Here is a 24914-nt window from a genome sequence, read left to right as displayed (position 1 = left end):
ACTGGCGACCCTCCGAACCCTGTTGCCGAGCCCCATGACCGCGCTGAAATACCTCCAGGCTTATCCCGCAGCCCTCCAAGAACAAGTGCGCCAGATGATCGCCAAGGATCAGTTGGGCGCTTACCTGGAACAGCGTTACCCCGAGCGCCACGCGGTGCAGAGCGACAAGGCCCTGTACGCCTACGCCCTGGCCTTGAAGCAGGAGCACCTGCGCAACGCGCCGGCCATCGACAAAGTGCTGTTTGATAACCGCCTGGACCTGACCCACCGCGCCCTCGGCCTGCACACTACGATTTCGCGGGTGCAGGGCGGCAATCTTAAATCCAAGAAAGAGATCCGCATTGCGGCGCTGTTCAAGGAGGCCGCGCCCGAGTTCCTGCGCATGATCGTGGTCCACGAACTGGCGCACTTCAAGGAGTCGGACCACAACAAGGCGTTCTACAAACTCTGTGAGTACATGATGCCGGGCTACCATCAGGTGGAATTCGACCTGCGGGTCTACCTCACGTACCGCGACCTGCAGGGTAAACCCTGACCGCACAAGGCGACCGACCATGGATGTGAGCAAGACCAAGAGCAGCTTCTACCGCCGCCTGTATGTGGCGTACCTGATCGACAGTGGCCAGGCGAGCAGCGTCCCGGCGCTGACCGACGCCACGGGCATGCCTCGGCGTACGGCCCAGGATACGATTGCGGCATTGGCCGACTTGGATATCGTGTGTGAGTTCGAACAGGAAGACGGCGCCCGCAACCACGCCGGGCACTATCGGATTCGCAGCTGGGGAGCGATTGATCGGCGGTGGATCGAGGCGAATCTGGCTTCGGTGAAGCAGGTGCTGGGGTATCCCTGAAGTTCGGCGGTGTGTGAACTGGCGCTATCGCGGGCAAGCCCACTCCCACCTTTGATCGGTGAATACTCTCGAATGTGGGCGCTGGCTTGCCTGCGAAGAGGCCCTCAGGCGCGGCGCATCCCTATATGGGGAATATCATCCTCAAGGTATTCCTCACCCGCCACCACAAACCCATACCGTCCGTAGTACCCCTGCAAATGCGCCTGGGCTGAGAGGAATATCGGCGTCTGCGGCCATATATCGGCAATCCGCTCTAGCGTCTCTTCCATCATCCGATGCCCCAGCCCGGTGCCGCGCGCCACGGGCGCCACAATCACTCGGCCGATCACCACATCGCCGCCCTGGGACTCCGGGTCCAGCAGGCGTAGGTACGCCACGAGTTGATCATCCTGCCAGGCCATCAGGTGGTGGGTGTCGCCCGACAAGTCCTGCCCGTCAAGATCCTGGTAAAGGCATTTTTGCTCCACGACAAAGACCTCGTTGCGCAGGCGCAGGATGGCGTAAAGCTGTTCCTTGCCCAGGTCATCGTGATGTTTGCAGACCCATTCAACTGTCATGACGTGTTCTCTTATCAATGTCTGTTCCGGATAGTAAGCGCAGCCGGCAATGCTGTCTAAGTGAGCTATTTTTGTGGGTGAAATCAAATTGCCATCATTGAGTGCGTTTGCCTCCGGCTTCTTTGTGTAATCTGAGCTACTGTTAGAACCTCGGGCCCCGCCTGGGCTAAGGCCACCGCCTGCCTGTCAAGGATTTTGAGCATGCCGCGATTCTCTCGTGCCGTTGCTTTGATTGGAGTGTTGTTGCTGGCGACGCCTGCGTTCGCACAGCGCCTGCGCCTGGTAGCGGATGCCTGGCCACCGTTTACCGATTCCACCCTGATCAACGGCGGGCTGGCTACGGACATCGTCAGCACCGCCTTGGCCCGTGCGGGCTATGCGAGTGATTTTGAACAGGTGCCGTGGGCCCGTGCGCTGATGGGCGTGGGCGATGGGCGCTATGACGTGCTGGTTAACGCCTGGTATGACGATGCCCGCACACAGCTGGGGCAGTTCTCCGGCGAATACCTGCTCAACCGCGTGCGCTTCATCAAGCGCCGCGACGATCCCATCGAGTTCCAGAACCTCGCGCAACTGCACGACTACCCCATCGCCGTGGTGCGCGGGTATGCCTATTCGGCGGCGTTCGACGGGGACCCTCAGCTACAGAAAGTCCCTGTGCATAACTTCGCCATGGCGGTGCGCATGCTCGCGGCGCAGCGGGTGCGGCTGACGTTGGAGGATGAATATGTGGCGCGCTATTACCTGTCCCGTGAATCGGCGCGGGTGCGCAATGCGGTGGAGTTTTTACCCCAGCCGCTGAGCGAAAACAGCCTGCATATCCTGGTCAGCCTGAAACACCCGGAGCATGAGCAGATCGTCGCTGCCTTTGACCGAGAGATTATTAAGATGAAGGCTGATGGCAGTTATGCGCGGTTGATGAAGCAGCACGGGATGTAGTGGTCTTGAGGGCCTCTTCGCGAGCAAGCCCGCTCCCACATTCAACCGCGTACATCCATTGGGAAGGCAGTCGAATGTGGGAGGGGGCTTGCTCCCGATAGCGCTCTAAGCTGCGCGGGTGTCCTTGATCAAATGCGCTGCCAGCGTGCGCAACGGCCCCAACTGGCGACAAATCAACGCCAGTTGCGTCTGCACCAACCGTTGCCCTTCATCAATCTCATCCGGCATCTGCTCCAGGTCCGCCGCCAGTGCTTCCTCGGCATCGCTCTGAATCGCAATCGGCTGCTTGTTGGCCAGCCCGCTGGCGATGTCATCGATGCTCGCCGCCAAGGTATTACCGGCGCCTTCGATCAAGTGCTCACGCACCTCGGCCGGCAGTTGGGTTTCCCGGTGCGCACCCAACCCTGACAAGTAGCTGAGCAATGTGTGCGACAGCACCAGGAAACGGAAGCCTACGTCCGCCTCCTTCCGGAAGTGCCCTGGCTCCATCAACATGTTCGCCAAGGTGGTGGACAGCGCCGCATCGGCGTTGTGTGCGTTGCGCCGGGCCAGGCGGTAGGCCAGGTCGTCGCTCTTGCCGGCGGCGTATTGCTGCATGATCTGGCGCAGGTAGATGCTGTTGCAGGTCAGGGTGTTGGCCAGCACTTTGTTCAGGCGCCGGCCTTGCCAGTCCGGCAGGAACAGGAACACCGCCAGGCCCGCAATCAAGCTGCCGAGCAAGGTATCGAACAGGCGTGGCAGGAACAGCCCATAGCCATCGCCGACCTGGTTGAAGCAGAACAGCACCATCAAGGTGATGGCGGCGGTGGCCAGGGTGTAGCGGGTGGTGCGGTTGATAAAGAACACCAGGCCGGCGGCGATGGCGAACATCGACTGCACCAGGGGGCTCGGGAACAGGTCGAACAGCGCCCAGGCCACGGTGAGGCCGATGGCGGTGCCGATGATCCGCTGGCCGAGCTTGCGCCGGGTAGCACCGTAGTTCGGTTGGCACACGAACAGCGTAGTGAGGATGATCCAGTAGCCTTGGGAGGCGTGGATCGCATGCAGCATGCCGTAGCCGACGGTCAGCGCCAGCGACAGGCGCAGCGCATGGCGGAACAGCAGCGAGGTCGGCGTCATCTGCGTGCGCAGGCGCGTCCACATTTCCTTGAGGTTGCGCGGGGCGCGGTCCAGCAGGTTGCTGTCGGTGGCGTCCGCCAGGCTGTCGGGGTTGCTGGCGTCGCCCAGCAGGCGATCCAGCGTGGACAGGTTGGCCGCGAGGGCACGCAACGAGCGCAGCAGGCCGCGCCAGGCCGGGTTGCTCTGGATGCGCAGGTGTTCCAGGGACGCGTTCAGGTCGCCGAGGGCTTCGGCGAAGCTGTCGTCATAGATGAACGGCTGGCGCAATTGAATCGATTCGGCCAGGGCCTGGCAGGCCTTGCCCTGCTGGCGCAACAGGCGCTGGCAACGGAACAGCACGTCGCTGTGGAAGAAGGCCTCGGCCAGCGCGTTGTAGGGGTAGTGGGACGAGCTGGCGCGTTCGTGGATGTCCTGGGCGAGGAAATACAGCTTCAGGTAGCGGCTGACTTTCGAGCCGGGGCGACCATTGCCTACGCGGTGCAGGATGATTTCCTTCGCCGCGTTGAGCGCCGCCACCACCCGGCCGTTCTGCTGCGCCAGTTCCAGGCGCCGCGCTTCCACATCCAGTTGGCGGATCGGTTCGAACAACGACGACTTGAGCTTGAGGTAACGCCCCAATTCGCGAAACAACCGCGCCAGGCTCTGTTGCACCGGCTGGTTGGAAAACAGCGCCTGCCACAGCACCGACAGCACGCCGTACCAGGCGGCACCGGCCACCAGCAGCAGCGGTTCATGCCAGAAATCGGAGACCGCGCCACCGCGCTGGTCCACGCCGATCATGGTGTACACCGACAGAATCAGCGTCGCCGAGGCAATCGCGCCATAGCGTTCGCCCAAGGCTCCGAGCATGGTCAGGCAGAAGGTGGCCAGGGCCAGGGAGATCGCGAAGATCCAGGGATAAGGGAACAGCAGCTCCACCGACAGTGCGGCGATGCTGAAACACACCAGCGTGACTGCCAGGGCGTTGAGGCGACCTTGCCAGCTGTCATCGGTCTCGGCCAGGGCGCTGGCGATAATCCCCAGGAACAGTGGGATCAGCAGCGTCATTTCATCTTGGTACCAGCACAGCGCCATGCTGCCGGTGAGGGCGATGAATACCCGAATGCTGTAGCTGAATTTATCCAGCGCCCACAGGCGCCGCATGGACTGCTTGAACGAGGTCGATGACATGAAGGCTGGAGTCTTCCGGGACGATGCCGTTAAATTGAGCTATCAAGGACGCCACGGCAAGCGTGGCGATCACATCAATTCGCAAAATATCTCCCAGACACACCCTAAACCAAATGTGGGAGGGGGCTTGCCCCCGATAGCAGTGTGTCAGTCAGTACATCTGTTACTGATACACCGCAATCGGGGGCAAGCCCCCTCCCACATTTCGACCGAGTGCATCTTTCAGTCAGGCGTATTGCGCGGCTGCGTAGCCCGACGCCCACGCCCACTGGAAGTTGAACCCGCCCAGGTGGCCGGTCACATCCAGCACTTCACCGATAAAGTACAACCCCGGGCTTTTCAGCGATTCCATGGTCTTGGACGACACTTCCCGCGTGTCCACGCCACCCAGGGTCACCTCGGCGGTGCGATAGCCCTCGGTGCCCGCCGGCACCAGTTGCCAGTTGCCGAGTTTCTGCGCGATGTCGGCGATTTCAGCGTGGGTGTACTGCTTCATCGGCTTGGACACAAACCAGCTGTCCGCCAGCAGGTTGGCCATTTTCTTGGTGAAGATCTCACCCAGCAGGGTTTTCAGCTCGCTGTTCGGACGCTCGGCCTGTTGCTGTTGCAGCCAGGTGTGAGCGTCATGGTCGGGCAGCAGGTTGATCTCCACGGTGTCGCCGGGTTCCCAGTACGAGGAGATCTGCAAGATCGCCGGCCCGCTCAGGCCACGGTGGGTAAACAGGATGTTCTCGCGAAAGCTCTGGCCGTTGCAGCTCACCAGACAATCCACCGACGTACCGGACAGCTCGCCGCACAGGTCCTTGAGCTGGTCAGTGATGGTGAACGGTACCAGCCCGGCGCGGGTCGGTAGCAGTTCATGGCCGAATTGCTTGGCCACCTGGTAACCAAAGCCGGTGGCGCCCAGGGTCGGAATCGACAGGCCGCCCGTGGCGATCACCAGGGATTCGCAGCGCAGTTCACCCAAGGTGGTTTGCAACTGATAACCGGCGTCCAGCTTGGCAATCTCCTGGACCGACGTGTCCAGGTGCATGCTCACACCGACCTGAATGCATTCATCGAGCAGCATGCCGAGAATGTCGCTGGATTTGTTATCGCAGAACAGCTGGCCGAGCTTCTTCTCGTGGTACGGCACGCCGTGCTTGGCCACCAGCCCGATGAAATCCCACTGGGTGTAGCGGGCCAGGGCGGATTTACAGAAGTGTTCGTTGTGCGAAAGGAAATTGGCCGGCTCGGTGTACATATTGGTGAAATTGCAGCGGCCACCGCCGGACATCAGGATCTTTTTGCCGGCCTTGTTCGCATGGTCGATCAACATCACCTTGCGCCCACGCCCGGCGGCGGTCAGTGCACACATCAAGCCTGCGGCGCCGGCGCCAATGATCACAACTTCGGTCGAGCGCACAGCGATGTCCTCATAAAAACTTGGTATGAAATGCAATTGAATGTGGGAGAGGGCTGTTGTAGTGAGCGGGCTTGCCCCGCGCTGGAGTGCGTAGCGCTCCCAAGCTTTTGGGGCTGCTTCGCAACCCAGCGCGGGGCAAGCCCGCTCACCACAGCAAGCCAGCCCCCACATTGGATCTCCATTGAATGGGAGATCGTGTTACAGGATCCGCACGCGCAACGACCGGCCTTTGATCTTGCCGTCGTTCAAACGCTGCAACGCCTGCTTGGCGATCCCGCGTTCCACGGCCACGAACGCCTGGAAGTCAAAGATCGCGATCTTGCCGACCTGGGCACCGGGGATACCGGCTTCACCGGTCAAGGCGCCGAGGATATCGCCCGGACGAACCTTGTCTTTACGCCCGGCAGCGATGCACAAGGTGCTCATCTGCGGCAGCAGCGGGCCACCGCTTTGCGGCTTGAGGTTGTCCAGTTGGTCCCAGTTCAGCGGCGACTTCTGCAGTTGCTCGATGGCCTGGGCGCGGTGTGCTTCAGACGGGGCGACCAGGCTGATGGCAATCCCGGTCTCACCGGCACGACCGGTACGGCCGACGCGGTGGATGTGGATTTCCGAATCGCGGGCCAGTTCGACGTTGATCACCATGTCCAGCGAGTCGATGTCCAAGCCACGGGCGGCGACGTCGGTGGCCACCAGCACGGACGTGCTGCGGTTGGCGAACATCGCCAGTACCTGGTCACGGTCGCGCTGTTCCAGGTCACCATGCAGGCCGACGGCGGAAATACCCTTGGCGGTCAGGTGATCCACGGTTTCCTGCACTTGCTGCTTGGTGAAGCAGAAGGCGACGCAGGAGGCCGGGCGGAAGTGCGCCAGGACCTTGGTCACGGCTTCCATGCGCTCTTCCGGCGAGATCTCGTAGAAACGCTGCTCGATCTGGTCATCGGAGTGGAACGCTTCGGCCTTCACTTGCTGCGGCGCGCGCATGAACTTCGAGGCCAGCTGTTTGATGCTCACCGGGTAGGTGGCCGAGAACAGCAGGGTCTGGCGGCGCGGCGGGGTCTTGCTGATGATGTCTTCGATGGCGTCGTAGAAGCCCATGTCGAGCATGCGGTCGGCTTCGTCGAGAATCAGCGTGTTAAGGCCATCCAGCACCAGCGAACCTTTGCGCAGGTGCTGCTGGATACGGCCCGGCGTGCCGACGATGACGTGGGCACCGTGTTCCAGGGAGGCGATCTGCGGGCCGAGGGACACGCCGCCGCACAGGGTCAGCACCTTGATGTTGTCTTCGGCGCGGGCCAGGCGACGGATTTCCTTGGCGACCTGGTCGGCCAGCTCACGGGTCGGGCACATGACCAGGGCCTGGCAGCCGAAGTAGCGCGGGTTGATCGGGTTCAACAGGCCGATGCCGAACGCAGCGGTCTTGCCGCTGCCGGTCTTGGCCTGCGCAATCAGGTCCAGCCCTTTGAGGATCACCGGCAAGCTTTGCGCCTGGATCTGCGTCATCTCGACATAACCCAGCGAGTCGAGGTTAGCCAGCATGGCGGCGGACAGGGGCAAAGTATTAAAAGCGGTGGCGATGGTAGTCACGGGACTGGCTCTGCAAAACAAAATGTCGCGCAGTGTACCAGTCTCGTGGGAATTTCCCTGCAAGTTCTAGACGAGAAGCCTGTCAGTGCTCAATGTCGTGCTCACGGCTGACCACACGTTTGCCGTCTTTTGGCGACAGTTGCAGGAAGATCGCCGCCGCCAGCATCGCCATGATGCCTACTGTGAGGAAGGTCAACTGGAACGCGCCAAGCACGCTTTCTACCCCGTCATTGCCCGTTTCGGCGGTAAATCCGCCCAGCAGTGCACCGGCGCACGCCACCCCGAGGCTCAGCGACAATTGCGCCACCACCGAGAGCAAACTGTTGCCGCTGCTGGCCTGGGCATCATCGAGGTCGATCAGGGTGACGGTGTTCATCGCGGTAAATTGCAGGGAGTTGATCGCCCCCAGTACCGCCAGCATGCACAACAGCAGCGGGTAGGGCGTGTGCTCGCTGACCAGGCCCATGCTGGCGAGCATGATGCCCAGCGCCAGGGTGTTGCCGGTGAGCACGATGCGGTAGCCGAGGCGTTCGATCAGCGTGCGGGCGATGGATTTGGCAAACATCGCCGCCGCTGCCAGGGGCAACATGCTCATGCCCGCTTCGGACGGCGAGTAACCCAGCGCGACCTGCAACAGCAGCGGCACCAGGAACGGCAGCGCGCCGCTGCCCAGGCGCGCGAACAGGTTACCCAGAATGCCCACGGCGAAGGTGCGCGTCTTGAACAGCACCGGCGAAAACAACGGGTTGTCGATATGCCCGGCGCGCAGCCAATACGCCGCCAGGCACGCCAGGCCACCGAACAGCAGCAACATCACCCGCAGGTGCGGCAGGTGCAGTTCGCCCAGGCCTTCCATGGCGATGGTGATCAGCACCATCGCCGCGCCAAACAACAGAAAACCGATACCGTCGAAGCGCGTGCGTTCACTGCCCCGTAGGTCGGGGATCAGTTTCCACACGGCATAACAACCGACCATGCCCACCGGCAGGTTGATCAGGAAGATCCAGTGCCAGGTCAGGTATTGCACCATCCAGCCGCCCATCGTCGGGCCCAGCAACGGGCCGAGCAGGCCGGGGATGGTAATGAACCCCATGATGCGCACCAGCTCGGAGCGGGGGTAGGCACGCAGCACCACCAGTCGCCCCACCGGCAGCATCAGCGCGCCGCCCAACCCTTGGATCACCCGTGCGCCCACCAGCATGGTCAAGCTGCTGGACAAGGCGCACAGCAGCGATCCAATGCTGAACAGCATGATTGCGCCAAAGAAGATTTTCTTGGTGCCGAAGCGGTCGGCGATCCAGCCCGAGGCCGGGATCAGCAAGGCGACGGTGAGCATGTACGCGATCACCACCCCTTGCATGCGCAGCGGGTTTTCCGCGAGGTCCCGGGCCATGGCCGGCAATGCCGTGTTGAGGATCGTCCCGTCCAGCGACTGCATGAAGAAGGCAATCGCGACCACCCAGGGGAGCCAGCGGGCGGTCTTGGCATCGAGCGGGACGCGATTCGGCATGGAAAACCTTTTTGTTAGCAGGCTATGTGTTGGCGATTATGCGCCATCCGTCGCTCCTTTTCCCACTGGCGATTCGTCTAAATCCGACAACGCGGCGTGCTCACCCACCAGGAAATCCAACAGCGCCCGGTGTACCGCCAGCGCGGCCTCGCGGGACTCCAAGTCGAGCAAGTGGCCGGTATGTTCGGCCACGGCAAAGCTGCTGCGCCCCACGTATTGCTGGAACACCTTTGCCTCGGCGGCCGGGGTGTATTCGTCCAGTGCACCGTTGAGAAAGTGCACCGGTGTTTCAATCTGCTTGAGTGCCGGCAGGTAGTTGCCATCGCCCAAGGCCAGCACCTGATGGATATGAAAACGCGCCTGGCGGTATTCGGTGGTGGCCATGGTCGAGAGGTGCCGATGGTTGTTGCGCTTGAGCCGGGATGACAGGTATTTGCCCACGGTCTCGTTGAGCAAGTGGCCGACGGCGGATTTGTCATCCGCCTCGATCAGCACGCGTACGCGCTCCACATAGTCGAGCATCGCCTGGTTGAGGTTGGGCGCCAGGGCCATCACCACCGAGCTTTCGATGGAGGGCGGGTTATGCGCCAGGGTGAGCAGGGTCGAGATACCGCCCCATGACGCCGACACCAGATGGTTGACCTGGAAGCGCTCCACCAGGGCGCGCAGGATTTGCACTTCGTCGTCCTTCGTGACCAGGTCCAGGTCAGTATTGTGTTCGCGGGAATAGCCGGAGAACGGCAGGTCGAACAGCAACACATTGAAATGCTCGGCCAGGCATTTGCTGGTGCGGGCAAAGGAGCGTGTGGTGGACAGCGCGCCATTGACCATCAGCACGGTCTTTCTTTGCGGATTGTTTCCCAGCTGCTCAACATGAACGTTGTAGTGCTTGAACAGCTTTTCAATGACAAAACTTCCATGGTTCATGTCAACGCTCCAGCTTGCCCTTCCCGGGCAAGGTCGTGCTCTCGTGGGGGGAGTGGCGGGGTGCCACCAACCGTTATAACGAGGTTTTTTGCAGGCGACAACAGGCTGCCCGTGCAGACTGGGCAGCCGAGAATTGACCGTAGGAAAGTGTAAAGCGAAGGTGTATGAACCCAGCACGGAACAATGTGGGAGGGCTTGCCCCCTCCCACAGGGACCTGCTGTGTTTAAAGGGTGAGGGTCAGGCGTTTGACCAGGGCGCCCGGCAGCAGGTTGGAGGCCGTGTTGCGCTGGCTGTAAGTACTGGCCGACAGCAGCAGTTCCCGATCCGCTGTCAGCGCTTCCAACTGCGACCCCAGCAGTTGGTAGACGCTGTCATCAAAGCGCATGGTGCTGACCGGCGCTTTGATCTCGCCGTCTTCCACCCAGAAGGTGGCGAAGCGTGTCATGCCGGTAAGGCGCGCCGCCGGGAGGTCGGAGTAATTCAGGTACCACAGGTTGCTGATGTACAGCCCGGTGCCCAACTGTTTGAGGATGTCGGCCTGGGCCAGGTTGCCCGCCGCTATTTGCAGGGCGCTGGGCGATTCATCACGGCTGGCGCCGTTGGCGCTGAGGCCGTATTCGGCGGCGCTGCGTGAGTTCACCAATTGGCCGTCGGCTTTGCCGGCGCTGATCAGCGTGACATCGCCCCGTGGGTAGCCTTCGGTGGAAAACGCCTGGCTCAATGAGCCGCTGATCTGCTCTTTCACCGTCACCAACGGGCTCAGGGACTGTTCACCGGCATACAGCTTTTGCAGCGAGCTGCCTTTGCTGGCGATGGCCTGGGCGGAAAACCCACCCCAGGTGATGATGCTGATGATTTCTTCCAGTGCCGCCGGCGCGAGGTAGGCGCGGTATTGCCCCGGTGCCAGTTTGTGCAGCGGGCGGCCAAGGAATTCCAGCTGTTCACGGGCGAGTTGGAAGCGACGGGCGAATTCGGCACTGTCCCATTGGTCACCGGCGTAGCTGGCTTTAACGGCCTCGCCATTGGCATGGAACAGGCTGAAGTCGAAGTTGAAGCTGTTCGCCTGATGCCAGCCAAAGGCGCCGTCGGAGCTGGCAAAACCACGGCTGATCGGCCCGGCGGCGTAGAAACCGACCAAGTCCACGCCTTGCGCGGCGCGGCTGATGTCTTCCAACACCAGGGCCAGGTCGGGCAGGGGGCGGGCCTGTTCGTTGTGGCTTTGCCAGGCGTTATGGTTCAGCAGCAGGTACGGGTCCTGCGGCAGCAGCGGCAAGGTTTCGCGCAACTGTTGCAGGCCCTCGGCGAGGCGTTGGCGGTCGACTTCCGGTTGGCCGCCCAGGGTGATACCCAGGTCGGCGTGACGGCCGTCGTTGATCAGTTTCAGCGTGAGGCTGGCCTGTTGCACCTGCCCGGCCTGACGCACGTGCGCGTGATTGAAGCGCACGAACTCGGACGACTCATCCGCGTAGCCCAGATGGAAGCGTTCACCGTCGGTGATGGCGTGCTTGAGCCAATCCACCAGTGCCTTGAAGTTGTTCATCAGGCATCTCCCCCAAATACATCGACATCACTGAATACACAGGCAGGCGAGGCATGGCCCACGCGGATCACCTGGTTGGGTTCGCCCTTGCCGCAGTTCGGCGTCCCCAGGACCTTGAACGTGCTGGCGTCGCCGACGGCGCTGAGCTTGCGCCAGAACTGCGCGGAAATGGCCCGGTAGTTGGGGTTTTTCACCACGCCTTTGAGTTCGCCGTTTTCGATCAGTTGGCCCCATTCGCAGCCGAACTGGAATTTGTTGCGCGCGTCGTCGATGGACCAGGAGCGGTTGGTCGACATCAAGATACCGTGCTCGATGCCGCCGATCAGTTGCGCCAGGCTCTGGTCGCCGGGTTCGATGTTCAGGTTGGCCATGCGGTCGATCGGCGGGCGGTTCCAGCTGCACGCGCGACTGTTGGCGACGCCGCCCATGCCGGCGCGGAACTGCGACAACGCCCCGCCCAGCGGTTTGAGCAGCAGCCCTTCGCGGATCAGGAACTGTTTGCTGGCGCGGGTGCCGTCGTCGTCATGGCTGTAGCTGGCGAGTTGTTCGGGGATGTCCGGGTCGAAGGTCACGTTGAGCAGCGTGGAGCCATATTGCAGGTGGCCGAAGTCGCTGGCCTTGACGAAACTGGTGCCGGCGTAATTGCGCTCATCGCCGAGGATGCGGTCGAGTTCCAGCGGATGGCCGATGGATTCGTGGATCTGCAGGATCATCTGGTCGGGCATCAGCAGCAGGTCACGCGGGCCCTGGGGCGTGTTGGGTGCCAGCAGCAGTTGCAGGGCTTCGTCGGCAATACGCGGCGCGGCGCCGATCAGGCCGAAGCGGCTGATCACGTCGAAGCCACCTTGCTGGCCGAAGTTGCTGCCGCCGAGCGTGCGCGACTGGCTGTCGTTGCCGTCATAGGCCGTGACGTTGACGCCGGGGAATACAAAGCGCTGGGCCTGGCGCAGTTCGGCGCCTGCGTTGTTGAGGTAGATCTGCTCGACGTGGGTCAGGCCGAGGCTGACTTCCCAGTTCACCAGGCGTTCGTCCTGGGGGACGGCGGCCGACTCGCTCCCCAGCAGTTGGTAGCAATCGCTCAGGGACGCAAAGGGCTGGTCGAGGTCGGGTGACAGGTAGTCCGCGACGTCGCTGGAAACGTGGTGGTCGCGCAGGTCGAGCAGGGCGTGGGGCTTGATCAACCGGGCTTGCTGTTCGGCACGCTCAAGGGCGGCTTGCAGGCCGGAAAGGGAAATGTCGTGGGTCGCGGCGTAGGCTTCCACCCCGTTGACACGCACCGTGAGCATGGCGCCCTCGTCGTGGTTCAGGTGTGGCGGTTCGGCGACGTTCTTGCGTACGGCCAGGTAGTGGCCGGATTCGCGGACATAACGCAGCGAGAAAAATTCGGCGCGGGTGCGCAGGGCACTGAAGTGCTTTTTGAGTGTGGCGTGGTGGTCGAACATGGGGCCTTCCTTGTGGGCGGCTCAGCGCGGGCAGGCAAACAGAGTAGGCCTGGGCTGGAAGCTGATCAAGGAAAGCGGATCATTGTAGTGAGCGGGCTTGCCCCGCGCTGGGCTGCGCAGCGGCCCCAACATCTTGGGAGCGCTTCGCACTCCAGCGCGGGGCAAGCCCGCTCACTACAAAGGTGTTTCAGTTACTGTGCGGTAGGGCCCACTTCACGCAGCGGCTTGCCACGCACTGGCGCATCGCCTGCCACGTAGTAGTCGGCGGTGCTGCGCGGCAGAGGCTGGCGGCCGCGGATCTTGTCGGCGATTTTCTCGGCGATCATGATCGTCGGCGCGTTCAGGTTGCCGGTGGTAATGATCGGCATGATCGACGCATCGACCACACGCAGACCCTGCATGCCATGCACGCGGCCTTCACCGTCGACAACTGCCATCTCGTCGGTGCCCATCTTGCACGAGCAGGACGGGTGGAACGCGGTTTCGGCGTGTTCGCGGATGAACTTGTCGAGTTGCTCATCGGTTTGCACGTCAATACCAGGGCTGATTTCGCGACCACGGTACGGGTCCAGTGCCGGCTGCTGCATGATTTCACGGGTCAGGCGGATGCCATCGCGGAATTCCTGCCAGTCTTGCTCAGTGGCCATGTAGTTGAAGAGGATGCTCGGGTAGTCCCGTGGGTTCTTCGACTTCAGTTGCACGCGGCCACGGCTTGGTGAACGCATGGAGCCCATGTGCGCCTGGAAACCGTGCTCTTTCACACCGTTGCTGCCGTTGTAGTTAATCGCCACCGGCAGGAAGTGGTACTGGATGTTCGGCCAATCGAATTCCGGACGCGAGCGGATGAAACCCCCGGCTTCGAACTGGTTGCTGGCGCCGATGCCGGTGCCGTTGAACAGCCACTCGGCACCGATCGCCGGCTGGTTGTACCAGAGCAGCGATGGGTACAGCGACACCGGTTGGGTGCAGGCGTATTGCAGGTACAGCTCAAGGTGGTCCTGCAGGTTCTCGCCGACGCCCGGCAGGTCGTGGACCACGGGGATGTCGAGACTTTCCAGCAATTTGGCCGGGCCGACGCCGGAGCGTTGCAGCAGTTGCGGCGAGGCGATCGCGCCGCTGCACACCAGCACTTCTTTGCGGGCGCGGGCTTCAACGCGCTCTTCGGCGGCGCCGATCAGGTAACGCACGCCAACGGCACGCTTGCCTTCGAACAACACTTTGTCCGTGAGGGCGTGGGTGACGATGGTCAGGGTCGAGCGCTTCTTCGCCGTGTCGAGGTAACCGCGTGCAGTGCTGGCGCGACGGCCATTTTTGGTCACGGTACGGTCCATCGGGCCGAAGCCTTCTTGCTGGTAGCCGTTCAGGTCGTCGGTGCGCGGGTAACCGGCCTGCACGCCGGCTTCGACCATGGCGTGGAACAGCGGGTTGTTGCCGGCTTTTGGCGTGGTCACGCTGACCGGGCCTTCGCCACCGTGGTAGTCGTTCGGGCCGATGTCGCGGGTTTCAGCTTTTCTGAAATAGGGCAGGCAGTCCAGGTATGTCCAGTTTTCAAGCCCTGGAAGTTTTGCCCAGTTGTCGTAGTCCATGGCGTTGCCACGGATGTAGCACATGCCGTTGATCAGGGAAGAGCCACCCAGGCCCTTGCCGCGACCGCATTCCATCCGGCGGCCGTCCATGTGGGGCTCTGGATCGGTCTCGTAGGCCCAGTTGTAGCGGCGGCCCTGCAGCGGGAAGGCCAGGGCAGCGGGCATCTGGGTACGGAAGTCGAGACGGTAGTCGGGGCCGCCGGCTTCCAGCAGCAGGACGGTGACGCCTTCGTCTTCGGTCAGACGGGTCGCCAGGGTGTTACCGGCGGAGCCGGCACCCACAATGATGTAATCGTATTCTTGGGACATAAATGCACCCTCTTTGAAGTGTGGTCAGGTCGGGCCTCATCGGGAGCAAGCCCTCTCCCACATTTGATCGGGTTTACACAGTCAAAGGTGGGAGGGGGCTTGCCCCCGATGGCGGCCTCAAAGGCGATACAAATCTCGAGTCTTAGAACACCGAGGCGTAGTCGCCCAGCTCAACCTGTACCGATTTGATGCGGGTGAAGTTGTTCAGCGAGCTGATGCCGTTCTCACGGCCAACACCTGATTGCTTGTAGCCGCCGACCGGCATCTTCGCGTCGGACTCGCCCCAGGCGTTGATCCAGCAGATGCCCGCTTCCAACTGATGAATCACGCGGTGGGCGCGGTTCAGGTCCTTGGTTACCAGGCCGGCAGCCAAGCCGAAGTCGGTGTCGTTGGCGCGGCGGATCACTTCCTCTTCGGTCTCGTAAGTGAGGATGCTCATCACTGGGCCGAAGATTTCTTCACGGACGATGGTCATCTCGTCGGTGCAGTCGGTGAACACCGTTGGGGCCACGTAGGCGCCTTTGGCGAAGTCGCCGTCGGTCAGGCGGTCGCCGCCGCACAGCAGGCGTGCGCCTTGCTCTTTACCTTTGGCGATGTAGCCGAGCACGCTTTCCATGTGGGCGAAGCTGACCAGCGGGCCGAAGTTGGTGTTTTCGTCTTGCGGGTCGCCAACGCGGATACGGGCAACACGCTCAACGATCTTGGCTTCGAAAGCCGCCTGCAAGTGCTTAGGCACGAACACACGGGTGCCGTTGGTGCAGACTTGGCCGGAGCTGTAGAAGTTGGCCATCATCGCGATGTCGGCAGCACGATCCAGGTCGGCGTCTTCGAACACGATCAGCGGCGACTTGCCACCCAGTTCCATGGTCACTTCTTTCAGCGAGGAGCTGGAAGCGCTGGCCATGACTTTCTTGCCGGTGTCGGTGCCGCCGGTGAACGAGACTTTCTCGATGCGCGGGTGCTCGGTCAGCCAGGTGCCGACTTCACGACCGCTGCCGGTCAGCACGTTGAACACGCCAGCCGGAACGCCGGCTTCGGTGTAGATCTCGGCCAGTTTCAGGGTGGTCAGCGAGGTGACTTCGCTGGGCTTGAAGATCATCGCGTTACCGGCGGCCAGGGCCGGTGCGGATTTCCACAGGGCGATCTGGATCGGGTAGTTCCACGCGCCGATACCGGCGACCACGCCCAACGGCTCGCGGCGGGTGTAGACGAAAGAGGTGTCGCGCAGTGGGATCTGCTCGCCTTCGATGGCCGGTACCAGGCCTGCGTAGTATTCCAGTACATCGGCGCCGGTGACGACGTCGACGTATTGGGTTTCGGAGAAGGCTTTACCGGTGTCCAGGGTTTCCAGGGCGGCCAGTTCGTCGTTGCGCTCGCGCAAGATGTCGACGGCACGGCGCAGGATGCGCGAACGCTCCATGGCGGTCATGGCGGCCCAGATTTTCTGGCCTTTTTCAGCGCTGACCACGGCACGTTCAACGTCTTCTTTCGTTGCGCGTTGCACTTGGGCGAGAACTTCACCGTTAGCCGGGTTGATGGCTTCGAAGGTGGCATCGCTGCCAGCGTCGCTGTAGCCGCCGTCAATGTAGAGTTTTTGCAGGTCGAAACGGGCCATAAAGTCCTCGCAAGTGCATAAGTGGTTGGCGTTACCCGCCGAAAAGTGGGCCATGAGGGTGTGGCAACACTGAGCGGCAGACGTTCAGGGGTTGAGCGTTTATAGGTGCTCTAACTCACCTGCTTGGCCAATTGGAAATCCATGTATTCGTAAGCGATCCGTTGCGCCTGCGCCGTGTCGAAAGCGTCTCCCGACAGGGCGCCGCGCAACCATAAACCGTCGATCAGGGCCGCCAGGCCGCGGGCTGCTTTGCGTGCGTGCGGCAGCGGCAGCACTCGGCGGAACTGGCAGCACAGGTTGGAATACAGACGTTGATCGTTGATCCGCTGCAACCTGTGCAATGACGGGTGATGCATGCTGGTGGCCCAGAAGGCCAGCCAGGTTTTCATTGCCGGTCCGTTGACCTGGCTGGCGTCGAAGTTGCCCTCGATGATCACCTGAAGATGTGCCCGTGGGCTGTCGTCCGTAAGCGCCAGCCGGCGTTCGTGGACGTTATCGATCAATGCGTTCATCAAATAGCGCATCGTCGCTGCAATAAGGCCGTTCTTGTCCTTGAAGTAGTGACTGATGATGCCGTTCGAGACACCGGCCAAACGGGCGATCAGCGCAATGCTGGCATCGCCCATCCCGACCTGATCGATGGCCGTCAGGGTGGCTTCGATCAACTGCTGGCGGCGTATGGGTTGCATACCGACCTTGGGCATGTAGCACCTCTCCTTAGGCCTGCGACGGGCGATGAACGTTCGTCGACTTGGTGGCCAGTCTATTTTGTTTTGATTGAACGTTCAATCAACAAAGAATAAGCTCTGCGACAAATGGTCGCTGCCTACAGGTATTTCCTACGTGTGGGCCGTGACATCTGACACCTGCAAAAACCCTTGAAACAGGCCGTATCAGGGCCTGGCCACCGTTTCGGCGGGTTCAGGAATTTTCGGGGTGTCTTTATAACACCCGTCCGTCGACTGCCGAAAAATCGATGTCCCGGGATAACCGTTGCCTTGTGTTTCTCTCTCGCACTGCCTGGAGCATCTGCGCCATGAGTTCTGCCTCTCTTATAAAGACCCCGCCGGAAAAGGTGCGGGTCAACGGTTGGGTGTTCTACACCTCCACCGCGCTGATTCTGTTGTTGACCGCCATCCTGATCATCGCCCCGCAGGAGGCCGGGCGCATGCTCGGCGTCGCCCAGGCCTGGCTGTCTAAAAGCTTCGGCTGGTACTACATGGTGGTCATCGCCGCCTACCTGGTGTTCGTGGTCGGCCTGGCGTTTTCGTCCTACGGCAAGTTGAAACTGGGCAGTAAGGACGACACCCCGGACTTCAGCTACGGCGCCTGGGCCGGCATGTTGTTCTCGTCGGGCATCGGCATTTCGCTGCTGTACTTCGGTGCCTCCGAGCCGCTGGACCACTACTTCAACCCGCCCGAAGGCGCCGCCGCCAGCAATGGCGCCGCCCGCCAGGCGTTGCAACTGACCTTCCTGCACTGGGGCCTGCACGGCTGGGCGATCTATGCGCTGGTCGGCCTGGCCGTGGCGTACTTCGCGTACCGCCATAACCAGCCGCTGGCCCTGCGTTCGGCGCTGTACCCGCTGGTAGGCGAGCGTTGGGTGAAAGGCGCGGCCGGCCATGCGGTGGATGGCTTCGGCATGTTCGTGACCCTGCTCGGCCTGGTGACCAACCTGGGGATCGGCTCGATGCAGGTGTCGTCCGGGTTGGAAAACCTGTTCGGCATGCAGCACAGCAACACCAACTTGCTGATCGTGATCATCGTGATGAGCACCGTGGCGACCATCGCTGCCGTGTCGGGCGTGGAGAACGGTATTCGCCGCCTGTCCAACCTCAACATCGTGCTGTTCAGCGGCTTGCTGATCTTCGTACTGCTGTTCGGGCCGACCCTGCACTTGCTCAACGGCCTGGTGCAGAACACCGGTGACTACCTCAACGGCATCATCCTGAAAACCTTCGACCTCTACGTGTACGAAGGCGACGCCGACAAGACCGAGCGCTGGATGGGCCTGTGGACCCTGTTCTACTGGGCCTGGTGGATTTCCTGGGCGCCATTCGTGGGCATGTTCATCGCGCGTATTTCCCGTGGCCGCACCGTGCGTGAACTGGTGGCCGGCGTGCTGCTGATCCCGCTGGGCTTCACCCTGGCGTGGTTGTCGATCTTCGGTAACTCGGCGCTGGACCTGGTGCTGAACCACGGTGCGGTAGAGCTGGGCAAGACGGCGCTGGAACAGCCGTCCATGGCCATCTACCAACTGCTTGAGCATTACCCGGCGTCGAAAATCGTCATCGGAGTGTCGATCTTCGTGGGCTTTGTGCTGTTCCTGACGCCGGCGGATTCCGGTGCGGTGATGATGGCCAACCTTTCGTGCAAAGGCGGCAATGTGGACGAAGATGCGCCGCACTGGCTGCGGATCTTCTGGTCGGCGGTGATCACCCTGGTGACCATCGGCTTGCTGTTTGCTGGCAACTTCGAGGCCATGCAAACCATGGTGGTGCTGGCGGGGCTGCCGTTCTCGGTGGTGCTGATCTTCTTCATGTTCGGTTTGCACAAGGCCATGCGCCAGGATGTGGCGATCGAACAGGAGCAGGCGCAATTGGCCGAACGCGGGCGTCGTGGTTTCAGCGAGCGTTTGACCGCGCTGGACCTGCAACCGAGCCAAGGCACCGTGCAGCGCTTTATGGACAAGCACGTCACGCCGGCGCTGGAAGAGGCTGCGGTCGCGCTGCGTGATCAGGGGTTGGAAGTGCAGACGCTGTTGGGCAAGTCCAAGCGTTGCATCGGTGTGCGCATCGAGATGGAAGAGGGCAACCCCTTCGTTTATGAAGTGAGCCTGGATGCTTATTCGTCGGCGCCGAGCGATGTGCCTGAGGAAGAACGCACGCGTTATTACCGCGCCGAGGTCTACTTGCACAACGGGCCTCAGGAATACGACCTGATGGGCTTCACCCAGGAACAGATCACCCGGGATGTGCTCGATCAGTTTGAAAGCCATCGGCAGCTCCTTGGCCGTGTCTATAGCTGATAGGTGATGACGGGTGGTGTCTTCACTGACACCACCGGGTCCACATGTTTAAACAGAACTAAATGGGGGAGGGGGCTTGCTCCCGATAGCAATGTGTCAGTCAGTACTTCTGTTACTGATACACCGCAATCGGGGGCAAGCCCCCTCCCACATTGACGCAGTTTCTACATTGAGATGTGCAGTGTTTGTCAGCCCAGGTTTTTGCCTAGCAGGGCATGGTACAGCTCGCTGTCCCCCAGAATTCCCACCACTTGGTTGTTGTCATGCAACACCAACTTGTTCCCGGTGTGATACCGAATCTGCAACGCATCACGCATGCCGATATTCGAGTCCACCAGCGTCGGCACCCGGCCCAGTCCTTCCACCGGTTGCCCCGGCGCCCAGTTCTGCAAATTCATCACCACGCCATTCTGCCGCGCGCCCTGGATGGTATTGCCTTCGGCCAGGTCCAACCACGAATCGCCGCCCGGGTCGAGGCACACCGAACCGTTCACGCGTTTGCAGTTGTCCAGCGTGCGCATCAGGCTGCGGCCGCACAGTACGTTCAGCGGGTTGGTATGGGCGACGAAGGTGCGCACATAGTCGTCCGCCGGGTTCAGCACGATCTCTTCCGGCACGCTGTACTGGATGATCTTGCCGTCTTTCATGATCGCGATACGGCTGCCGAGTTTCAGCGCTTCATCGAGGTCGTGGCTCACGAACACGATGGTCTTGCTCAGCTTGCGCTGCAGTTCCAGCAGCTCATCCTGCAGGCCCTGGCGGATCAGCGGGTCGAGCGCGGAGAACGGTTCGTCCATCAGCAGGATGTCGGCGTCCATCGCCAAGGCGCGGGCCAGGCCGACGCGTTGCTGCATGCCGCCGGAAAGCTCGTCCGGCTTCTTGTTGCGCCATTGGGTCAGGCCCACCAGCTCGAGTTTTTCATCCACCAGCTTGCGCCGGTCTTTCTCCGGACGACCCTGCATTTCCAGGCCGAAGCTGATGTTCTCGCGTACGGTCAGCCAAGGCATCAGGGCGAACTTCTGGAACACCATGGCGATGCGCTTGGTGCGCATCATTTTCAGCTCGGCGGGGGTGCAGGACGCGATGTCGATCTGGCGCCCTTCATGCTCCACGAACAGCTGGCCACGGCTCACGGTGTTGAGGCCGTTGATGCAACGCAGCAGGCTGGACTTGCCGGAGCCGGACAGGCCCATCAGCACGCAGATTTCGCCTTTCTCAACGTCCAGGCTGGCCTTTTCAACGCCGACAATCTGCCCGGTCTTTTTCAGTATCTCGTTACGGCTCATGCCCTGGTCCAGCAGCTTGAGCGCTTCGCGTGGGTCTTTGGAGAAGATCACGTCGACATTGTCGAATCGGATAATGCTCATGCATCACCCCCTACTTTAGCGTCGGGTTGTTTGCAGATGCGGTCGAGCATGATGGCCAGCAACACGATCGCCAGGCCGGCTTCGAAGCCCAGGGCAATGTCGGCGGTGTTGAGTGCGTTGACCACCGGCTTGCCGAGGCCATCGGCGCCCACCAGGGCCGCGATTACCACCATCGACAGCGACAGCATGATGCATTGGGTAATGCCGGCGGCGATGCTCGGCATGGCGTGGGGCAGTTCAATGCGCGAGAGCAACTGACGGCGCGAGCAGCCAAAGGCCTTGCCGGCGTCCATCAACTCTTGTGGTACATCGCGGATACCCAGGTAGGTCAGGCGGATCGGCGCGGCAATCGCGAACACCACCGTGGAAATCAGCCCAGGCACCACACCCAGCCCGAAGAGGGTCAGGGTAGGGATGAGGTAGACGAAGGTCGGTACGGTCTGCATCAGATCGAGCACCGGCCGCATCAGGGTGTAGAACATCGGCTTGTGCGCGGCAACAATGCCCAGCGGCACACCGATCACCACGCAGACCAGGGTGGCGAACAGCACTTGCGCCAGGGTCTCCATGGTTTCCTGCCAGTACCCCAGGTTCAGGATCAGCAGGAAGGAGGCGATGACAAAAACAGTCAGTCCCCATTTACGTTGAATAAAGTGAGCCAGCAGCGCAATCAGACCGATCAATGCCAGCGGATTGAACCAGGTCAGCGCAAACGTCACGCCGTGGATCATCGTTTCCAGTGTCGATGCGATTGCGTCGAAGTAGTTGGCGCCGTGTTGGGTCAACCATTCGACGAAGGCAGCGATGTACTGGCCTAGTGGGATTTTCTGTTCAGTCAGCATGGTAGTGAATGTCCACATGCGAAGGGGAAAACATCCCGGGCCAGCGCACCGGCCCGGGGTCAGCTGCGTTACTTGTCGAGGTAGGCTTTTACGGCTTCCAGACCGGGTTTGCCGTCAACGGTAGTGACACCGGCGAGCCAAGTGTCGAGGACTTGCGGGTTCTTCTTCAGCCAAGCCTTGGCGGCGGCGTCGGGCTTCATCTTGTCGTCCAGGACGTTACCCATCAGGGTGCTTTCCATGTTCAGGGTGAACGACAGGTTTTTCAGCAACTGACCCACGTTGCTGCATTCCTGGGTGTAGCCCTTGCGGGTGTTGGTGTAGATGGTGGCCTGGCCGTAGTTGGGGCCGAACGAATCGTCACCCCCGGTCAGGTACTTCATCTTGAAGCGGGTGTTCATCGGGTGCGGTTCCCAGCCGAGGAACACGATGGCCTGGTCACGCTTGGTGGCACGTTCAACCTGGGAGAGCATGCCGGCTTCGCTGGACTCGACGACTTTGAAACCGGCGGTTTTCAGGCCGAAGGCGTCTTTGTCGATGAGGGTCTGGATGGTGCGGTTGCCGTCGTTACCCGGCTCGATGCCGTAGATCTTGCCGCCCAGCTCATCCTTGAATTTGGCGATATCGGCGAAGTCCTTCAGGCCTTTGTTGTACAGCGCTTCCGGGACCGCGAGGGTGTACTTGGCGTTCTCCAGGTTGGCGCGCACGGTTTCCACGGTGCCGGCATCACGGTACTGCTTTATGTCGTTTTCCATGGTCGGCATCCAGTTGCCGAGGAAAATGTCCATGTTCTTGCCGTCGGCCAGGGACTTGTAGGTCACCGGTACCGAAATCATCGTGGTGCGCGGCTTGTAGCCCAGGCCCTTGAGGACTTCGCTGGTGGTCGCGGTAGTGACGGTGATGTCGGTCCAGCCGACATCGGAGAAGTTGACGGTCTGACATTGTGCCGGTTCTGCAGCGTGCGCCAGGACTGGCAGACTCAGCATGGCGGCCAACAACAACGAGGGTGAAGCTTTCATGGGGCTAGACTCCTGTGTTTTTTCTGGCGGCCTTCGCCGCGCTTTATAAGTGTTGCGGTTGGTGCGTGCGACAACAGCTCTGGCACGGTGCCTTGCAAACGAGTCGAGACTGATCATGTACCAGTGAAAATCTGACGCCTACAGGGGGCGTCGTATCCAGTACAGGCAGGGTCGCATCCAGTGTCGGTGACGTCGCTTACAGGTTTTTCCCAAGGCAAAACTGCAGTTTTTGCCCATCTGCACCGCCAAAAACGGCCAAAACAGGTGATTGCGCACGGGCGGCGCTGGTGAGCATGGTTACGTCGGTGTGAGACGCCGTGAGGGCGGATAAAAGCTTGATGATGCCGCCATCTGGGCGATCTGAGCGTAGCAGCTCCTTGGTGCCTGGCCCGTACTCACCGAGGAGTTTCACGGCAATGGCTATCAGCGTTTTCGACCTGTTCAAGATCGGCATCGGGCCTTCGAGTTCTCACACCGTCGGCCCCATGCGCGCCGCGGCGTTGTTCGTTCAAGCACTGCGTGAACGTGAACTGTTGGAACAGGTTCGGCGCGTTGAAGTTCAGCTCTACGGTTCCTTGTCGGCCACGGGCATCGGCCACGGCAGCGACACGGCCACCATCATGGGCCTGATGGGCGAGTGGCCGGACGCGATCGATCCGGCGCAAATCGGCCTGCGGATCCACACCCTGCGCGAGACCGACACCCTGCTGCTGGACGGACGCTTGCCCGTGCCGTTCGTGTGGGCCCGTGACATGCGCCTGCTGGACGAAAACCTGCCCTTCCACCCCAACGCCATGACCTTGGTGGTGTACGACGATAACGGTGAGTTGCACCGCGACACCTACTATTCGGTGGGGGGCGGCTTTGTGGTGGATGAGGCCCAGGCGCAAAGCGGCGTGGCCGATATGGACCGCACCGAGTTGCCCTATGATTTTTCCAGCGCGGTGGAGCTGTTACAGCTGTGTAAGACCCACAACCTGCGCGTGGCCGAATTGATGCTGGCCAACGAAAAAACCTGGCGCTCGGAAGAAGAAATCCGCAGTGGCCTGATGAAGCTCTGGCGCGCCATGCAGGATTGCGTGGAGCAGGGCCTCAAGCACGAAGGCATCCTGCCCGGCGGCCTGAACGTGCGCCGCCGCGCCGCCAAGCTGCACCGCAGTTTGCAGGAATTGGGCAAGCCGAATGTGATCGGCTCGACCTTGAGCGCGATGGAATGGGTCAATCTGTTCGCCCTGGCGGTGAACGAGGAAAACGCGGCCGGTGGGCGCATGGTCACGGCACCCACCAACGGTGCGGCGGGGATTATTCCGGCGGTGCTGCATTACTTCATGAAATTCAGCGAGGAGGTGACGGAAGCCAACGTGGTCGACTACCTGCTCGGCGCGGCGGCGGTCGGCATCCTGTGCAAGAAAAACGCCTCGATTTCCGGCGCCGAAGTCGGCTGCCAAGGGGAGGTGGGCTCGGCCTGCGCCATGGCTGCCGCCGGGCTGGCGGAGATCCTTGGCGCCACGCCGGAGCAACTGTGCAACGCCGCCGAAATCGGCCTGGAGCACAATCTGGGCCTGACCTGCGACCCCGTGGGTGGGCTGGTGCAAGTGCCGTGCATCGAGCGCAATGCCATTGCAGCGGTGAAGGCGATCAATGCGGCGCAAATGGCTTTGCGTGGCGACGGCCAGCACTTTATTTCCCTGGATCGGGTGATCCGCACCATGCGGGATACCGGGGCGGATATGCATGACAAGTACAAAGAGACATCGCGGGGTGGGCTGGCGGTCAGCGCAGTAGAGTGTTGAAGACTGTGTAGTGAGCGCCGGAGCGAAAAGCGCCACCTTTTGGCGCGTCGCAAATAGATAAGTAGCTTGCGAACGATTTTACTCTCGACCACCCGTCACCTGTGCGTGTGGTGACAGACGTTTCCCACGCCCTCAAAGCGCCTTCCCACAAGTGCTACCGAACTGCTCACACAGCTTGAGCAGGCTCGCTCTGACGTCCTTTTCAGGTCATATCCCGCACTTCCTGCGCGGGCTTATATAGACGCGTCATCAGGTCGTTTTCAGGAGTTATTGAATGGCCATTCAATTTTAGGCATGGCATTTGCTCTATCAA

The 24914-nt window shown here is 61.4% G+C and carries 20 protein-coding genes; 5 read left to right on the top strand and 15 right to left on the bottom strand.

From position 1 onward, the window contains the following. The first annotated feature begins 34 nt into the window (after positions 1-34). Entirely contained in the window at positions 35-535 is a 501-nt protein-coding gene (locus K7431_RS05380) for a M48 metallopeptidase family protein (RefSeq protein ID WP_015886287.1), read from the top strand. A 19-nt stretch (positions 536-554) separates the two neighbouring features. After that, positions 555-851 (top strand): winged helix-turn-helix domain-containing protein, encoded by a 297-nt coding sequence (locus K7431_RS05375; RefSeq protein ID WP_015886286.1) that lies wholly within the window; start codon positions 555-557, stop codon positions 849-851. A gap of 104 nt (positions 852-955) precedes the next feature. Here K7431_RS05375 and K7431_RS05370 read toward each other — a convergent pair whose 3' ends face one another. Continuing rightward, the gene (locus K7431_RS05370) at positions 956-1408 is read right to left on the bottom strand and encodes a GNAT family N-acetyltransferase (RefSeq protein WP_015886285.1); all 453 of its coding nucleotides are present in this window, start codon (positions 1406-1408) and stop codon (positions 956-958) included. A 201-nt stretch (positions 1409-1609) separates the two neighbouring features. On the opposite strand from K7431_RS05370, the gene K7431_RS05365 reads away from it, so the two are divergent. Next, on the top strand, positions 1610-2347 hold the full coding sequence (locus tag K7431_RS05365; RefSeq protein WP_015886284.1) for a substrate-binding periplasmic protein: 738 nt from the start codon (positions 1610-1612) through the stop codon (positions 2345-2347). Positions 2348-2452: 105 nt separating this feature from the next. Here the strand turns inward: K7431_RS05365 and yccS are convergent, their stop codons facing one another. From yccS to betI, 10 genes are all read right to left on the bottom strand, one after another. Then, positions 2453-4636, bottom strand: coding sequence for a YccS family putative transporter (gene yccS / locus K7431_RS05360; RefSeq protein WP_015886283.1), 2184 nt, complete (start codon positions 4634-4636; stop codon positions 2453-2455). 226 nt (positions 4637-4862) lie between these two features. After that, positions 4863-6041 carry an NAD(P)/FAD-dependent oxidoreductase gene (locus K7431_RS05355; protein WP_015886282.1) on the bottom strand — a complete coding sequence of 393 codons (1179 nt, stop codon included), beginning with the start codon at positions 6039-6041 and terminating at the stop codon, positions 4863-4865. A 198-nt stretch (positions 6042-6239) separates the two neighbouring features. Further along, complete coding sequence (gene dbpA, locus K7431_RS05350; protein ID WP_231809651.1) at positions 6240-7577, bottom strand: ATP-dependent RNA helicase DbpA; 1338 nt, start codon at positions 7575-7577, stop codon at positions 6240-6242. 130 nt (positions 7578-7707) lie between these two features. After that, positions 7708-9135 (bottom strand): multidrug transporter subunit MdtD, encoded by a 1428-nt coding sequence (mdtD, locus tag K7431_RS05345; protein WP_015886280.1) that lies wholly within the window; start codon positions 9133-9135, stop codon positions 7708-7710. Positions 9136-9171: 36 nt separating this feature from the next. After that, on the bottom strand, positions 9172-10062 hold the full coding sequence (locus K7431_RS05340; RefSeq protein WP_015886279.1) for an alpha/beta fold hydrolase: 891 nt from the start codon (positions 10060-10062) through the stop codon (positions 9172-9174). A 224-nt stretch (positions 10063-10286) separates the two neighbouring features. Beyond that, positions 10287-11603 carry a TldD/PmbA family protein gene (locus tag K7431_RS05335; RefSeq protein ID WP_015886278.1) on the bottom strand — a complete coding sequence of 439 codons (1317 nt, stop codon included), beginning with the start codon at positions 11601-11603 and terminating at the stop codon, positions 10287-10289. Further along, complete coding sequence (locus K7431_RS05330) at positions 11603-13045, bottom strand: TldD/PmbA family protein (RefSeq protein WP_015886277.1); 1443 nt, start codon at positions 13043-13045, stop codon at positions 11603-11605. The genes K7431_RS05335 and K7431_RS05330 overlap by 1 nt, the downstream gene beginning before the upstream one ends. A gap of 191 nt (positions 13046-13236) precedes the next feature. Next, positions 13237-14940: a choline dehydrogenase gene (gene betA / locus K7431_RS05325; protein WP_015886276.1), complete on the bottom strand. Its 1704-nt coding sequence runs from the start codon at positions 14938-14940 to the stop codon at positions 13237-13239. A 142-nt stretch (positions 14941-15082) separates the two neighbouring features. Then, positions 15083-16555 (bottom strand): betaine-aldehyde dehydrogenase, encoded by a 1473-nt coding sequence (betB, locus tag K7431_RS05320; RefSeq protein WP_015886275.1) that lies wholly within the window; start codon positions 16553-16555, stop codon positions 15083-15085. A gap of 110 nt (positions 16556-16665) precedes the next feature. Further along, on the bottom strand, positions 16666-17259 hold the full coding sequence (gene betI, locus K7431_RS05315; RefSeq protein WP_015886274.1) for a transcriptional regulator BetI: 594 nt from the start codon (positions 17257-17259) through the stop codon (positions 16666-16668). A 389-nt stretch (positions 17260-17648) separates the two neighbouring features. Here betI and K7431_RS05310 point away from each other — a divergent pair, with 389 nt between their 5' ends. Further along, positions 17649-19583, top strand: coding sequence for a BCCT family transporter (locus K7431_RS05310; protein ID WP_224265943.1), 1935 nt, complete (start codon positions 17649-17651; stop codon positions 19581-19583). 188 nt (positions 19584-19771) lie between these two features. Here K7431_RS05310 and choV read toward each other — a convergent pair whose 3' ends face one another. The 4 genes from choV to K7431_RS05290 all read right to left on the bottom strand — a co-directional run bounded on the left by choV (position 19772) and on the right by K7431_RS05290 (position 23220). Beyond that, positions 19772-20950 carry a choline ABC transporter ATP-binding protein gene (choV, locus tag K7431_RS05305; RefSeq protein WP_015886272.1) on the bottom strand — a complete coding sequence of 393 codons (1179 nt, stop codon included), beginning with the start codon at positions 20948-20950 and terminating at the stop codon, positions 19772-19774. Further along, positions 20947-21792 (bottom strand): choline ABC transporter permease subunit, encoded by an 846-nt coding sequence (gene choW, locus K7431_RS05300; protein ID WP_015886271.1) that lies wholly within the window; start codon positions 21790-21792, stop codon positions 20947-20949. The genes choV and choW overlap by 4 nt, the downstream gene beginning before the upstream one ends. Positions 21793-21860: 68 nt before the next feature. Next, on the bottom strand, positions 21861-22808 hold the full coding sequence (locus K7431_RS05295; protein ID WP_015886270.1) for a choline ABC transporter substrate-binding protein: 948 nt from the start codon (positions 22806-22808) through the stop codon (positions 21861-21863). Positions 22809-23004: 196 nt separating this feature from the next. After that, a complete protein-coding gene (locus tag K7431_RS05290) occupies positions 23005-23220 on the bottom strand; it encodes a hypothetical protein (protein ID WP_145994247.1) in 216 nt (71 codons plus the stop codon). 4 nt (positions 23221-23224) lie between these two features. Between K7431_RS05290 and K7431_RS05285 the strand changes: the two genes are divergently transcribed. Continuing rightward, positions 23225-24601 (top strand): L-serine ammonia-lyase, encoded by a 1377-nt coding sequence (locus K7431_RS05285; RefSeq protein ID WP_015886269.1) that lies wholly within the window; start codon positions 23225-23227, stop codon positions 24599-24601. The last annotated feature ends 313 nt before the right edge of the window (positions 24602-24914 follow it).

The sequence above is a fragment of the Pseudomonas fluorescens group sp. genome (assembly GCF_020093335.1).
Lineage (GTDB): Bacteria > Pseudomonadota > Gammaproteobacteria > Pseudomonadales > Pseudomonadaceae > Aquipseudomonas > Aquipseudomonas petroselini.
This window is presented reverse-complemented; position numbering and strand designations above follow the sequence as displayed.